17 protein-coding genes and 1 pseudogene are annotated in these 14,363 nt (G+C 34.7%); 12 read left to right on the top strand and 6 right to left on the bottom strand.

Going from position 1 to position 14,363, the window contains the following annotated elements:
- The first annotated feature begins 71 nt into the window (after positions 1 to 71).
- Positions 72 to 647 (top strand): GNAT family N-acetyltransferase, encoded by a 576-nt coding sequence (locus tag COD11_RS20350; RefSeq protein ID WP_098798698.1) that lies wholly within the window; start codon positions 72 to 74, stop codon positions 645 to 647.
- Positions 648 to 896: 249 nt separating this feature from the next.
- The gene (gene spxA, locus COD11_RS20345) at positions 897 to 1,292 is read left to right on the top strand and encodes a transcriptional regulator SpxA (protein ID WP_098798697.1); all 396 of its coding nucleotides are present in this window, start codon (positions 897 to 899) and stop codon (positions 1,290 to 1,292) included.
- Positions 1,293 to 1,356: 64 nt separating this feature from the next.
- Here the strand turns inward: spxA and COD11_RS20340 are convergent, their stop codons facing one another.
- Entirely contained in the window at positions 1,357 to 2,037 is a 681-nt protein-coding gene (locus tag COD11_RS20340; RefSeq protein WP_098798696.1) for a TerC family protein, read from the bottom strand.
- 463 nt (positions 2,038 to 2,500) lie between these two features.
- Between COD11_RS20340 and COD11_RS28240 the strand changes: the two are divergent.
- The 6 genes and pseudogenes from COD11_RS28240 to pepF form a co-directional block, all read left to right on the top strand.
- Positions 2,501 to 2,583: pseudogene (locus COD11_RS28240) on the top strand (hypothetical protein); the annotation flags it as partial.
- A gap of 5 nt (positions 2,584 to 2,588) precedes the next feature.
- A complete protein-coding gene (gene mecA / locus COD11_RS20335) occupies positions 2,589 to 3,260 on the top strand; it encodes an adaptor protein MecA (RefSeq protein ID WP_098798695.1) in 672 nt (223 codons plus the stop codon).
- Positions 3,261 to 3,454: 194 nt separating this feature from the next.
- A complete protein-coding gene (gene cls / locus COD11_RS20330; RefSeq protein WP_098798694.1) occupies positions 3,455 to 4,966 on the top strand; it encodes a cardiolipin synthase in 1,512 nt (503 codons plus the stop codon).
- 123 nt (positions 4,967 to 5,089) lie between these two features.
- Entirely contained in the window at positions 5,090 to 6,283 is a 1,194-nt protein-coding gene (locus tag COD11_RS20325) for a competence protein CoiA (RefSeq protein ID WP_176551168.1), read from the top strand.
- 62 nt (positions 6,284 to 6,345) lie between these two features.
- Complete coding sequence (locus COD11_RS27040) at positions 6,346 to 6,519, top strand: hypothetical protein (protein WP_162987558.1); 174 nt, start codon at positions 6,346 to 6,348, stop codon at positions 6,517 to 6,519.
- A 140-nt stretch (positions 6,520 to 6,659) separates the two neighbouring features.
- Complete coding sequence (gene pepF, locus COD11_RS20315; RefSeq protein ID WP_098798721.1) at positions 6,660 to 8,486, top strand: oligoendopeptidase F; 1,827 nt, start codon at positions 6,660 to 6,662, stop codon at positions 8,484 to 8,486.
- A 52-nt stretch (positions 8,487 to 8,538) separates the two neighbouring features.
- On the opposite strand, the gene COD11_RS27035 is transcribed toward pepF, so the two are convergent.
- Entirely contained in the window at positions 8,539 to 8,697 is a 159-nt protein-coding gene (locus COD11_RS27035; RefSeq protein WP_098798720.1) for a hypothetical protein, read from the bottom strand.
- A 321-nt stretch (positions 8,698 to 9,018) separates the two neighbouring features.
- Here COD11_RS27035 and COD11_RS20305 point away from each other — a divergent pair, with 321 nt between their 5' ends.
- Complete coding sequence (locus COD11_RS20305) at positions 9,019 to 9,249, top strand: hypothetical protein (RefSeq protein ID WP_098798691.1); 231 nt, start codon at positions 9,019 to 9,021, stop codon at positions 9,247 to 9,249.
- A 461-nt stretch (positions 9,250 to 9,710) separates the two neighbouring features.
- Positions 9,711 to 10,148 (top strand): NUDIX domain-containing protein, encoded by a 438-nt coding sequence (locus tag COD11_RS20300; RefSeq protein ID WP_098798690.1) that lies wholly within the window; start codon positions 9,711 to 9,713, stop codon positions 10,146 to 10,148.
- Between the two features lie 122 nt (positions 10,149 to 10,270).
- Here COD11_RS20300 and COD11_RS20295 read toward each other — a convergent pair whose 3' ends face one another.
- From COD11_RS20295 to COD11_RS20280, 4 genes are all read right to left on the bottom strand, one after another.
- The gene (locus COD11_RS20295; RefSeq protein ID WP_098798689.1) at positions 10,271 to 11,146 is read right to left on the bottom strand and encodes a ClpXP adapter SpxH family protein; all 876 of its coding nucleotides are present in this window, start codon (positions 11,144 to 11,146) and stop codon (positions 10,271 to 10,273) included.
- Positions 11,133 to 11,543, bottom strand: a complete 411-nt coding sequence (locus COD11_RS20290) for a globin domain-containing protein (RefSeq protein ID WP_098798688.1) — start codon at positions 11,541 to 11,543, stop codon at positions 11,133 to 11,135. Before COD11_RS20290 ends, COD11_RS20295 begins: the two co-directional genes overlap by 14 nt.
- A 304-nt stretch (positions 11,544 to 11,847) precedes the next feature.
- Complete coding sequence (locus tag COD11_RS20285; RefSeq protein ID WP_416635768.1) at positions 11,848 to 12,477, bottom strand: lytic transglycosylase domain-containing protein; 630 nt, start codon at positions 12,475 to 12,477, stop codon at positions 11,848 to 11,850.
- A gap of 11 nt (positions 12,478 to 12,488) precedes the next feature.
- Positions 12,489 to 13,073, bottom strand: coding sequence for a CYTH domain-containing protein (locus COD11_RS20280; protein ID WP_098798687.1), 585 nt, complete (start codon positions 13,071 to 13,073; stop codon positions 12,489 to 12,491).
- A 150-nt stretch (positions 13,074 to 13,223) separates the two neighbouring features.
- Between COD11_RS20280 and COD11_RS20275 the strand changes: the two genes are divergently transcribed.
- Both COD11_RS20275 and yjbM read left to right on the top strand, forming a co-directional pair.
- Positions 13,224 to 13,601, top strand: coding sequence for a UPF0738 family protein (locus COD11_RS20275; RefSeq protein ID WP_098798686.1), 378 nt, complete (start codon positions 13,224 to 13,226; stop codon positions 13,599 to 13,601).
- Positions 13,602 to 13,723: 122 nt separating this feature from the next.
- Positions 13,724 to 14,353 carry a GTP diphosphokinase gene (gene yjbM / locus COD11_RS20270; protein ID WP_098798685.1) on the top strand — a complete coding sequence of 210 codons (630 nt, stop codon included), beginning with the start codon at positions 13,724 to 13,726 and terminating at the stop codon, positions 14,351 to 14,353.
- Positions 14,354 to 14,363 lie beyond the last annotated feature (10 nt).

Genomic DNA, 14,363 nt, shown 5'->3' with positions numbered 1-14,363 from the left:
TGTTTAATAAAAAAAAAGAAGGGTATAGATAATTATGGGAGAATTTATTAAATGGTGATAGGAGCAGAAAAATGAACTGGTATGAAAAGTTAAATCAGTATTTTCCCATCGAAGAGATGAAGTCTAAAGATCACATAGAGGCCTTACTAGAAGAAAAAGGTGACATTTACCATAAAGATGAAGGAAAAAAGCATGTCTTGATGTATGCTGAGCTAGATGATTTTATCTTCATTGATTACCTATTTGTATCAAAAGATGCAAGAGGAGAAGGTCTAGGCAGCAAACTAATTGATAAATTAAAGAAAAAAAACAAACCAATTATCCTCGAAGTTGAACCGGTGAATTATGAAGATACCGATACAGCAAAAAGGCTTAAGTTTTATCAAAGACAAGGGTTTAAACATGCTAATACAATCGGATATGAAAGAAGATCTCTTGCAACAAATGAAGTAAATAAATTAGAGATTCTTTACTGGGCTCCAAATGATGAATCAGAGGAAACAATATTTCAGGCAATGCAAAGAACATATAAACTTATTCATACATTTAAAGATAAAGAATTATATGGTGAATCTTATCAACCTGTTCATGAAGTATTATCAATGGATGAGGAAAATAAACATAACATTTTCGATGAGTTAAGTTAATTGAGAATGGGTTTTCTGACTTATATGGATGGATATAATTACAACTTATCCATATTAAGTCACTACATATCAAGAGTTTTCCTAGCTTTTTTAAGGATTGTAATCGTTTTGTCATACTTTTAACGTAATATCTATATCCATACTTACTTTTTTATAGTATAATCAATTTAGTAATTCTTATTTAAAGTAATTTTAATTATATAGACGTTTTAGTTTTAACTCATTCTATATTTAGAGGAGTGAATGTTCATGGTTACATTGTATACATCACCTAGTTGTACTTCATGTAGAAAAGCAAAAGCATGGTTAGAAGAGCACGAAATTGCATATGTTGAAAGAAATATTTTTTCTGAGCCTTTAAGCATTCAAGAAATTAAAGAAATTTTAAGAATGACAGAGGATGGAACGGATGAAATTATTTCTACTCGTTCTAAAATCTTTCAAAAGCTAAATATCAACTTAGAAACTATGCCTTTACAAGATTTATATAATTTAATTCAAGAAAATCCAGGACTTCTTCGCCGTCCGATTATAATCGATGAGAAGAGATTACAAGTTGGATATAATGAAGATGAAATCCGTCGTTTTCTTCCACGCCGTGTTCGCACATATCAACTACAAGAAGCACAGCGCTTAGTTAATTAAATATGAAAACTGAAGAGGCAAATCATTTGCCTCTTTGTTTGTTATATTATTTAGTGAATCTTTGTTAATCCTTGCGAGCAGTCTGAAAGTTGATCATTTGGTGGTACAGAACACCTGCTAATATAATAAATGAGGCTGTCATATAAGGTATGCTCATTTCAAGCATTGGGTGTGAATAGAAGATTCCCTGTAGTTTCGGTTCTTCTACAATCATTTTCCCTGAAGTAAAGGCAAGCAGACCGCCACCAATATAAACAAGGAATGGATACTTTGTTAATAGGACGAGGATTATTTTACTTCCCCAAATAATAATAGGTATTGAAATAAATAACCCCATTGCTACTAGTAACATATGACCCTGTGCTGCTCCAGCAACTGCTAAAACATTATCAAATCCCATTAATAAATCAGCAATAACGATTGTTTTGATGGCTCTCCATAGTGACGGATGACTTTTGATTTTGCTTGTGTCATCTTCTTTACCTGCAATCAAATTGTAGGCAATATAAAGTAGGAAAACCCCGCCAACCAGTTGTAAAAAAGGTATTTTCAACAAATAAACAGCTATTAAAGTAATGAAAATTCGAAATACAATTGCGAGCATGGTTCCTAAAATGATTGCTTTATTTCGTTGCAAAACGGGTAAGTTACGACAGGCTAAAGCAATGACTACAGCGTTGTCAGCACCAAGTACTAGATCGATACCTATGATCATGAGAAGTGATAAAAGAAAATCTTGTTCCATAGTTAATACCCTCTTTTCAGCAGAAAAAGTATAGAAGTTTGTAATTTTTTTTGGTGTCTAGCTTCAGGCGCCATCGTCGAAGCACAGGACGTGCAAGTGCAGTCATTGCGATTGACATCGCGTTTTTGACTGCCTCGAGGTCATAAGTCAAATAGGAATTGAAGGCAGAGAACACCTTCCATTCCTATTCCCCTTATGCTTGTCGCCGAAAACTTAGCGCCTTTCGCTTTTCTAATGCTCGTACAATTATATGAAAACATTCATAAGATATGCTTGTAGAATCATATAGGTAAAATAACTGTTTTTGAAAATTCGGAGTTTTTTTATTTCATTTAAGTACTTTTTATCATAAAATAGGAGTACAAGATTCTTTCATAATTGAAGGTTCTAAAGCACTAGTGTGAAGATTTTCTAGCTTTTTTTGGAGGATATTTACACTTTCCCTTTACCCACGGTTAAATAGTTGAAAATTTGGGTAAAGTGTAGTAAAGTACAACTACCCTGAGGGGGGTTGTCCCTTCAACATCTTATATAGAAGGGAAGGTTGAGTAATGGAGATTGAACGTATAAACGAGAATACTGTAAAGTTTTATATCTCATATTTAGATATAGAAGAGCGTGGTTTTGATCGCGATGAAATCTGGTATAACCGTGATCGAAGTGAGGAACTTTTCTGGGAAATGATGGATGAAGTTCATGAAGAAGAAGAATTTATGGTTGAAGGTCCACTTTGGATCCAAGTTCAAGCACTAGATAAAGGGCTTGAGGTAATCGTAACGAAAGCTCAAGTGTCTAAAGACGGACAAAAGCTAGAGCTTCCTATTTCTGACGATAAACTTAAAGAAATCCCGGTGGATGAAAATATAGAATCATTGTTAGATCATCATTTTAATAAGTCGAATGATTCACAGGAAGATCAAATTGAAGAATTGGAACAACAGCTTCAGTTTGTCTTAAAGTTTAATGATTTAGAAAATATTATTTCTTTGTCTAAGTATTCATCTCTTTCAGGAATGACGAATCACTTATTCTCACTCGACCAAAATTACTATTTATTTGTTGAGTTTGAAGACGAAGTGAGTGATGAGGAAATTGAGAATACATTGAGTATTCTACTTGAATATGGACAAGAATCAAGAGTAACCATTCATCGACTTGAGGAATATGGTAACTTAATTGCAAAAGACTATGCATTAAATGTGATAAGAAAACATTTTTCATAATAGATCAAAGTTGGGAGAGACCGATTTCATGTAAATCGGTTTTTTTTATTCATTGTAAAAAATATGTTCTTTTCTTGGGTAAAAACAAGGCCGAAGTAACAAAATAGTGAGACATGTGAAGACAAAAGGATGACTCAATGTTTCGTTTTTTTGAATGAAGGGAAGTAAGACTAAAAATAAGTCAGGTGAAACTAATGAAGTTTACATTCAGAATACTATTATTTGTCACATTAATTGCTTCCATTATCTTAATAACGAAAAGTCTTTGGGGAGATTGGATTGTTGGTTCTGTAAGTGTTCTTTTTACACTCTCAATTATCTTTATATGTGTTGTGATCTTCCTTGAAAATAGACATCCGTCTCATACTATTACATGGTTGGTTGTTTTAGGTGGTTTTCCATTAGTTGGATTTTTCTTTTATTTATTTTTTGGAAGAAATATAAGGAAAAGACGTCTATTTGATAAAAAAGCGCTGTTGGATGAAAAAGCATTTTTAGAAATTGAGGGTAACCATCATTCATATCAAGATAAAATCAATCGAATGGGTAATCATCAGCAATTATTGTTTAAACTAGCCCATCGTTTAGGACATAGTCCTATATCATTTGCTACAAAAACAAAGGCTTTAACAGATGGTATTGAAACATTTGATCATATCTTTCGTGAGTTGAAAAAAGCCAAGCATCATATTCATCTTGAGTATTATATTGTCCGTCATGATCAGGTCGGAAATGAATTGAAAAACCTTTTAATTGAAAAAGCTCGAGAGGGTGTTGAAGTTAGGTTTTTATATGATGCGGTTGGAAGTTGGAAGCTTTCCAAGGAATACATTAGAAGTATGGGGAAAGCTGGGATTGAAATGGTTCCGTTTCTGCCTGTTCGGATTCCTTTTTTGAATAATAAAATTAATTTTCGTAACCATCGAAAAATTATTGTTATAGATGGGGAAGTGGGTTTTGTCGGTGGTTTAAATGTTGGCGATGAATACTTAGGTAAGGATACTTACTTTGGATATTGGCGTGACACCCACCTTTTAATTAAGGGTGAAGCTGTTCGAACTCTACAAATGATCTTTTTGCAGGATTGGTATTATATGACAGACAAAAAGCTGTTGTTTCAATCTTACTTAAGCTCTAACTCTGATGATTTGGAAGAAACGGGTGGAGTTCAGTTAATTGCCGGTGGTCCTGATAATAAGTGGGATGTTATTAAAAATTTATTCTTCTCGATGATTATTTCTGCCAAAGAGTCAATCTGGATCGCATCTCCATATTTTATTCCTGATGAAGATATTCTAACGGCTTTAAAGGTGGCTGCACTGAGCGGAATTGACGTAAGACTGCTAGTACCTGAACGTCCCGATAAAAAGATTGTTTACCATGCTTCAAGATCTTATTTCCCAGAGCTACTAGATGCAGGTGTTAAAGTATACGAGTATAAAAAAGGATTTTTACACAGTAAAATTGTTATTGTTGACTATGAACTTGCATCCATTGGAACAGCGAACATGGACATGAGAAGCTTTCACTTGAATTTCGAGGTAAATGCATTTCTATATAGAACTGGAAGTACACAAAAACTTGTAGATGCCTATATGAATGATATTGATCTATCGAGAGAAATCATTATGGAAGAGTTTGCGAAGCGGTCTTTTGCTATAAAGCTTTTTGAATCAGCGGCACGCCTTATGTCGCCATTATTATAGTTAGAAAGAAGTGCTGCCTAATTGGTCAGCGCTTTTTCTTTTTTTATGATCTAAAATTTAATTTTCACGATTTGTCCTATTTCTCTTTATGTGGATAATAAAAAGAAAAAGGAGAGGAAGCTTTTGTTTGTAGCAAATGATCAAAGAGGTAATCAACTTAATGTAGCAGAGAAAAAGTGGACAATTGAAAGGTTAAGAAAGATAAGAGAAAACAGCACTTTTATTTGCCCTCAATGTCAGAACGAATTAGATTTAAAAATTGGTTCAATCATATCAGCACACTTTGCTCATAAAAAGCACTCTGACTGTCCGTCTAGTAAGGGAGGACCTGAAAGTCAGTATCATATGAGAGGAAAGCTTGAATTATATGATTGGCTTCAAATAGATGAAAATGTTATACATGTGGAACTAGAACCTTTTATAACGGATATTAAGCAGCGTCCAGACCTTTTAATCAACGATCATCAACAAACCCTAGCAATAGAGTATCAATGCTCACCAATTGACTTAAACATACTTCAAAAGAGATCTGTTATGTATAAAAAAGCAAATATTCCTTTTCTATGGATTCTAGGTGGGAAGTTACTCAAAAGAACAGGAGAAAGATCATTTCAACTCTCACAGTTTCAATGGCGTTTTACAAGTAAAATGGAAGATGGCTCACTTATGATCTATGCCTATTGTTCTAATATAAAAGCGTTTATCATTATAAGAACTATCATCCCATTTTCTTCTCAAGTTGTTTTTGCCAACCAGTCAATTATTCCTAAAGAAACAATATCGTTTACGCAGTTAATAAAACCGCAGTTTTGTCCCATAAATTTTTATGAAAATTGGTTTCATAAAGTTAGAACTTTTCGCTTAAAGCCTTTTCCATTTACTACGAAGCAAGCCAGTACTCTAAATCAATTCCTATATCAAACAAAGCACACTTCTCTTCTTTATCTTCCATCACACGCATTTCTACCCCTTAAATTCAACTACTTAATAGAATCACCTGTCTTTGTATGGCAAGGATGGGTGATGACGTTTATTGATGAAGTACCTTTAAACTCTACCTTTACCTTTCATTATATTTATGAAAGAACCAAAAAAAAGGTAAAAGATCGATTACTCTCGGTTCGGGTTCTGCCACAAATAAATGTACACTATTCCCAAGTTATTTATGAATACCTTGAAAAGCTCTCAGAGTTATCTTTTATCACTAAGGTAGAACACCATATATATATAAAACAGCAGACAACTAATTGGGTAATAACTATTGATGAATTACTAAACCAGGATGAAGAGTTAATGAAAGAGCTAAAACGAGGATGATGTATAGCAATTATTTTTTTGAACACATTAAAAGGGAGATATTAACAACAAGAGGTGATCATATGTTTAATAAAAAGCGTAAACGTAATCCAGTTTTATTTATGGCATCTATGCTTGGAGTAGGTGCAGCTGCTTACTATTTGACAAAAGAAGCTACACAGGGTGAAGATAGAGGTAGTAACAATCAAACATATCCATCTGAAAATCCTTTCGATTATATTGGGAAAGATTTTTAATTGGCTCATGCGGAGAAAAAACTTCGGGAGGGATGGGTATGAACAAGAAAAAAATGCTATCAATTATGACGGCATTAACACTCATGAGCTCAATGAATACAAGCTCCGCATACGCCATTAATTTAAAAGGGGGAAATGGTATGTCAGAACAAGCGGCAGTGAAAAAATTACCTTCTAGAAATGAAATAAAAACAGAAGACACGTGGAGACTTGAGGACATTTTTGAAACAGATGAAGCTTGGGAAAAAGAGTACAAAGAAATACAAGCAGCTTTACCTAAGTTGGCTGAATTCAAAGGAAAACTAAGTGAAAGTGCCAATACACTCTATGAAGCACTTTCTTATCAAGATGGTGTAATGGAGCGTTTAGGAAAGCTTTATACATACGCACATATGAGATACGACCAGGACACAACAAACTCCAAATACCAGGCACTAGATGATCGTGCAAAAAGCTTATATACACAGGCTTCTAGTTTAAGCTCTTACATTGTTCCTGAAATTCTTTCAATTGATGAAGAGAAGATAAAGCAATTTTTAGAAGAAAAAGAAGAACTGAAGCTGTATGAACATGCTCTTGATGAAATCAATCGCCAACGTCCACATGTTCTTTCTGCTGAAAAAGAAGAGCTATTAGCAGAAGCATCAGATGTCTTAGGCGCTGCAAGTAATACATTCGGAATGCTGAACAATGCCGATTTAACATTCCCGACAATTAAAGATGAAAACGGAGAAGAGGTTGAAATTACTCATGGCCGCTATATCCGCTTTTTAGAAAGCGAAGACCGTAGAGTACGTGAAGAGGCATTTAAAGCCGTATATAAAACGTATGGTGATTTTAAGAATACATTTGCTAGTACATTAAGTGGAACCGTTAAGAAAGATAATTTCAGTGCAAAGGTAAGAAATTATGAATCTGCAAGACAAGCTGCATTAAGCAGTGATAACATACCTGAATCTGTTTATGAAAACCTAGTTAGTACTATTCATGATCATTTAGATCTTCTTCAGCGCTATGTGAAGCTTCGTAAAGAGGTACTAAACCTTGATGAAGTTCATATGTATGATCTTTATACACCTCTTATTAAGGACGTCAAAATGGACGTTACCTATGATGAAGCAAAAGATTATATTCTAAAAGGACTTCAGCCACTTGGTGATGAATATATCTCGATTTTAGAAGAAGGCTTTGAAAACCGCTGGGTTGATGTTCATGAAAATAAAGGAAAAAGAAGCGGTGCCTACTCATCAGGAGCATATGGAACAAATCCATACATCCTCATGAATTGGCAGGACAATGTAAATAATTTATTTACACTTGCGCATGAGTTTGGACATTCTGTTCACAGCTACTATACGCGCAAAGAGCAACCATATACATATGGAAATTACTCCATTTTCGTAGCGGAGGTTGCATCAACGGCTAATGAAGCTTTATTAAATCACTACCTTTTAAATACAATTGATGATGAGAAAAAACGTTTGTACTTACTAAACCACTTCCTTGAAGGATTTAGAGGAACTGTTTTCCGTCAAACAATGTTTGCTGAGTTTGAGCATATTATTCATCAAAAGGCACAAGAAGGTGAGTCGTTAACACCTGAATTACTAACTAAAACATATTATGATCTTAACAAAAAGTATTTTGGTGATGACATTGTTGTAGATGAAGAAATCGGCTTAGAGTGGGCTAGAATTCCACATTTCTACTACAATTATTATGTGTATCAATATGCTACAGGCTACAGTGCTGCAACAGCTCTAAGTAACCAGATTTTAGAAGAAGGTCAACCTGCAGTTGATCGTTACTTAGAATTCCTAAAAGCAGGAAGCTCAGATTACCCGATTGAAGTTTTAAAGAAAGCCGGTGTTGATATGACATCTTCAGCACCAATTGAAGAAGCATGTAAAGTGTTTGAAGAGAAATTAAATGAAATGGAAGAGCTATTGGCTAAGGTTAAACAATAATTAAGCTACATGAAAAAGGAATGTGCCATTTATGTGCACATTCCTTTTTCCATTAAAAGCCTCTAAACGTTTTCCTATGATTAATAAAATAAAGTGTAACAAAAATTGAGATCAATAATAATGGAGATGTGATATAAAGAGGGACAAGATTCATGAACCCTAATACATTAATGAAGAATAACACAATCGTAAGCACTGTGAGCAATACAATCCATCTTAGCTTCACATATATCCTCCTTGTCTATTTTCTATTTATTATTGTATATGTTTTTATCTTCTACATTATCCATTAAGTTGAGACGAGTTCTTTTTAAGCACAAAACAATATAAGTAGAAATTATTCTAAGATAATAGGTTTTGTGACATTTTTGTGAAAAAGAAGTATCGCACTTGTCAATAGTCGACATATTTTGATATATTATAGATGTGAAATTAATCACAAACAAACATTTACCCCTTTGTTTGACCGTGAAAAATTTCTCCCATCCCCTTTGTTGTCGTTAAGACATAAAAAGAAGACCCTTTACTTTGTATGGGGTCTTTTTATTTTGCCTCGAAAATAAGAATCGGAGATAAACCGTTTGAAATCGAAGATAAAGGTTCAGGAATCGAAGATAAATTGTTTAAAATCGTAGATAAAGTTTCAGGAATCGGAGATAAACCGTTTAAAATCGAAGATAAAGGTTCAGGAATCGAAGATAAACCGTTTAAAATCGAAGATAGCGGTTCAAGAATCGGAGATAACATTCACAATCGAAGATAAAAGTCTAAGAATCGAAGATAAACCGTCCAAAATCGAAGATAAAGGTTCAAGAATCGGAGATAACATTCGCAATCGAAGATAAAAGTCTAAGAATCGGAGATAAACCGTCCCAAATCGAAGATAAAAGTTCAAGAATCGAAGATAAACCACTCGAAATCGAAGATAAACCACTCGAAACCGAAGATAAGACCTCAAGACCCGCGGATAAACCTATTAAAATTGCGGTTAAGACCCAAAACAATCAACTAATTAGAGGGAAATCACTTATATTTTAATAGAAATAAACCCTATATCGTAAACAAATCCATGAAATACATAAAAACATGAGCATTCTCCTTATAAAGTAACGGCCTCCTTGCACACCCTCCCCCTCATTTCATCCTCGCCAGCTCTCTTATAACTCTGCTATTCTAGTAGTATCAAATCAAATCAGGTTTTAAGAGGGAAGGGAGCTCGTAACAATGGAAGTAACAAGTATACATCCTGCAGTTGCTGTGATTATTTTTGACGAAGAAGGTCGAGTGCTTTTGCAAAAACGACGAGATGTTGGGTTATGGGGAATTCCTTCGGGTCATGTAGAGCCTGGTGAGACGGTGGAGGCTGCTGCGAAACGCGAAGTACTTGAGGAAACAGGCTTACATATTGAAGTTGATAAGCTCATTGGCGTTTATTCTGATCCAGCTTCACAGGTTTTTCACTATCCAGATGGGCGAGTGGTTCATTTTATCACCACCTATTTTTCAGCGGCTATATCTGGTGGTGAGCTTGAAGTAAACGAGTCAGAATCCTTAGAAATAAAGTTCTTTCCACCTTCTAATTTGCCAAACGAATTACTAAATATGCACCCTAACTGGTTAATAGATGCTCTGGAAAAACAGGAGGCTGCATTCATTAGATAATCCCGGGCTCAATTCTCTTACGCAGAAGCGTCATTTCACCAATTGTTTGCCCCTGTAAAAGTTCAGCTCCATCAACAACAGACGCAAAAAAAGGAATGGCGTCATACCATTCCTTTTTATTATTACCCTATATATCTCCAGAAAGTACCGTGTTTTGCTTGTACCTTTTCAACAGTTTGAGATAGAACTAATTTTTTTAATGTTTTTTCAACATCAGCTATTGTCATATTATATACCGATGCTATTTCAGCAGTGGCAACAAATTGGTAGTGAGCTAGGAATGCTTCTAATGGAGGGGTGTGGGAAGGCTTAATATCATCGCCCACCATTTCTTTTAAGACTTGAACATATAAATCATACGTATAAATGCCTGTTATTTTTAAGCCTTCTCTTTCTACCTCTTCACTGAAAAAAGCAAGTGTAGGGATTTCCTGGACATCCATTTCAGAAGTGATTTTCAAGTCACATTGCAAAGCCTTTGCTGAGCTTTCTGAATGAAGATCTTTTCTGAATTCATTGACGTCAAGTCCGACATCTTTTGCGATTCCAATTAAAATTTCTTCATCTGAGACATTTTGACTTTCAATAAATAGTACTTCCTGCAGCTTCCTCATAAATTTAAGACCTGCTTTTCGTCCTTGAAGTTCAGCTGATTTTATCGCTAGTGAAGCTGTGTATGGACTTGATAATGGATTTTTCAGCCACACATTTCCATCACATGACATTCCTGTACGACTGCCTGTTTTTTCCCAAGCCTGTGCAAGCTTTTCAGGTTTTTTTCTTTTTGAAACGTTTAGTGTTGCAAGACGGCCACTAATAATATATTTTAGCGTGAAAAGGCGTCCGTATTCTATTTGTAACTTTTTTATGATTGGTTCCAATGCCCAGCATTCAGGGCATAAAGGGTCAACAAACATATAAATTTCCAATGGCTTATCAGGGTGACCACTACAATGTGAGAAAAAGAGGGAGATGTTTTTATTCTCATGATGTCCCATCAAGATGTCCCTCTTTACTGTCTGGTGAGTTCACCATATGTTCAGCAGTAAGTTTTAAGCGGTGCAATAGAAAGTCCTTTACTTCCCCCTCGAGTTGAACTTCCTTCATTGCTTTCTCCATACAAGCAATCCATGCTTTTGCTCTTGAAGGTGTGATTTCAAAAGGAAGATGTCTTGCTCTGAGCATCGGATGGCCATGTTCCTCGGTGTATTCTTGAGGGCCACCTAAGTACTGTGTGAGAAATTGCTTTTGCTTTCGTGCTGTTTCAGTTAAATCATCTGGAAAAATGGGAGACAATAACGGATGTTTTTGTACGTGTCCATAAAAGGCATCAACAAGCTGCGAAAGAGTTTCTGCTCCTATCGCCTCATAGGGTGTTAGATTTTGATTCGTCACGTTGATATCTCCTTTTCAAATTGCTAATGTTATTGTAATAAACGCAAAGTTTGTTTTTGGAATAGAAGAATAATTAGATAGTAAAGAATGTCACAGCTATTAGGATAATATGACTATTTCAGCTTGCGTTATGTAAATTCATTTTAACAAGCACTTCTATATATCTCAAACAAACCGCTCTCATAATGGGATATTTACCATTATTGTATGTTATTGGAGTTATTGTATGTGTTTATTTAAAGGGGTCTAGAACAGTTCTAAAAACAAAAAAAGAGACTCAACAGAGCCTCTTTTAAATAATTCATTATACATGAAAAGTAGAAGTGATTTTACGCACATAATTTTGTGTTTCTTTAAAAGGAGGTATACCGCCATACTTATCAACGTTGCCAGGTCCTGCGTTATAGGCAGCTAGTGCAAGTTTTACATCTCCGTTATATCTCGATAGCATCTGTTTTAAATATTTTGTTCCACCTTCAACGTTTTGCGCCGCATCGTAAGGATCGTTTACACCAAGAGAGCGGGCAGTAGCCGGCATTAATTGCATAAGTCCCATTGCACCAGCGTAGCTTTTGGCAGTAGGATTAAATCCGGATTCCTGCTTGATAACTGCACGAATTAATTTCTCATCTACTCCGTACTTGGTGGCAGCCTGACGAATAATCTCGTCGATAGAGCCAGATGCAATCGGCCCTGATGTTTCTTTAACAGAAGTTGTTTTTGTTACAACTGGTGAGTTTAAGATCATTCTAGGTAAATCTGCTAAAACAGATGAATTATTTGTTGTTGCACTTGAAGTTGAGGGATTAATAAAAGATTTTAATAAATCCTGAAAAGTTGTATCAAAGGTTGAATCTTTTGTTTGGGTTGGTGTTGTATTGAAATTTTGCAATGCCTGTAGTTCAAGCATTGTTTTATAATATCTTGCTTTAATATCCAAGATTCTTACCCCATCTCACTATATTTTTGTTCATAAAAACGGCGAATCTTATTTTTTGTTAGTCTAATTGGAATGTGAAGGTCATGTAGAAGTTGATGGAAGACCTTTTTTCCGATTTCTTCATCTTTTGCTTCATATTCAAGCTCATAATCCTCTACTGTTAAATATCGGCTATGATCTAAAACTATTAAACCGTTTTGATAATTTTTTTCTGCACGGCGTGTTGATAAAGAGCCAAAATAAGTTATTTTGTTAACATCGATGTCTAATTGAAGCAGACGATCAACAACTTCGCCATTTACGAGTTCACCAGTTTTCATCATGCTATCAGCCATTTCGTCTGATAACGTTTGATGTGTTTCGAGTAAGCCAACTGTAGCAGGTTCTTTTAAAGTCATAACAAATTTATTTTGCTTTCTTCTTATTCGCAAAGCTGCTCCGATTGCTTTTAACGAAAATTCAGGTGTATCAAAATAATGATTTTCTTGCTCGAAAAAATCATGTTCCTCTATTTTAAATGTTTCTTTTATTTTGTAATATTCATCTTTTGTTAGAAGATTCTTAAATTCTATTTCAATTTCTTGTGACATTTTAGGATAGACCTCTCTTATCAAATAGTTTAGCGTAAGACAAAAAACGATCTCTTTCTATTATCTCTTGAATTTAAATAGACCGCAATGTTATCAAGTGACTTTTTAATATGGTAAAATAATCTTGGATTGTAATGGAAGGAGATAGTTATGAATACTAGAATCGAATTAAATAAAGCAACATTAGAAAACAACATACTTATATTAGAAGCAACAGAAACTCCAACTTCACTACAGGATGTAGAAGCGAAAGGACAAATGCTTGTTGATTCGGATCATTTAGCGTTTATTTACATATTAGAGTCTGGTGATGAATTTGTCTATGCTAGTTTACCTGACAGTATTTGGCCACACTTAAAGGAAGCATTGGATAAAGAGATAAAGATAGAACTAAAATTAAGCAATGAGCAGATTGAGCTAGTTAACCTTATAGATGAATTAAGTTATTTGTTAGAGAACATCAAAGATAATGCAAACTATGGTGAAGAAATGGAAAACAAAGTTGTTGAGATTTTTGCTTTAGCATAGTCTAGCGTTTACACGTTGGTGAGGCTCTTAGGCTTTATTTCAATAACTTAGTTTCACAGTGCTTTAATGATAGGAACATGTCTATTGGAACAGCAACAGGTGGTCGTGTTAGGGGGATGCATATGGAAGGTGAACAATGGAAGTCATTTTTGGCTCCTTATAACCAAGCAGTTGAGGAATTAAAGGTGAAATTACGAGGAATACGCTCGCAATATGAACTTGAACATTCACATTCACCAATTGAATTTGTAACTGGTCGCGTGAAGCCGATTGCCAGTATTTTAGATAAAGCGAAGCGGAAAAACATTAGCCTTGAGAACATAGAGGAAGGTCTACAAGATATCGCGGGAATTCGAATGATGTGTCAATTTGTTGATGATATTCGTTTTGTTGTAAATATGTTAAAAAGCAGAAATGATTTGGAGATCATTGAGGAACGAGATTATATTACCTCACAAAAAGATAGTGGATATCGTTCTTATCATCTAGTTGCAAAATACCCGGTACAAACAATATCTGGGGAAAAGAAATTACTTGTTGAAATTCAAATTAGAACATTATCAATGAATTTTTGGGCGACAATCGAACACTCGTTAAATTATAAATATAGCGGAAATATTCCTGATAATATTAAAGTAAGATTAAAAAGGGCAGCAGAAGCAGCATATTCACTTGATGAGGAGATGTCCCAAATTAGAGGGGAAATTCAAGAAGCCCAAGCTATTTTCTCACGAAAGACGGACAAAAAATAAAATCGATCAG

The organism is Bacillus sp. AFS040349 (assembly GCF_002577655.1).
GTDB lineage: Bacteria > Bacillota > Bacilli > Bacillales > Bacillaceae > Metabacillus.
The sequence above is the reverse complement of the archived record's forward strand: the minus strand, read 5'-3'. Positions and strand labels throughout refer to the sequence as shown.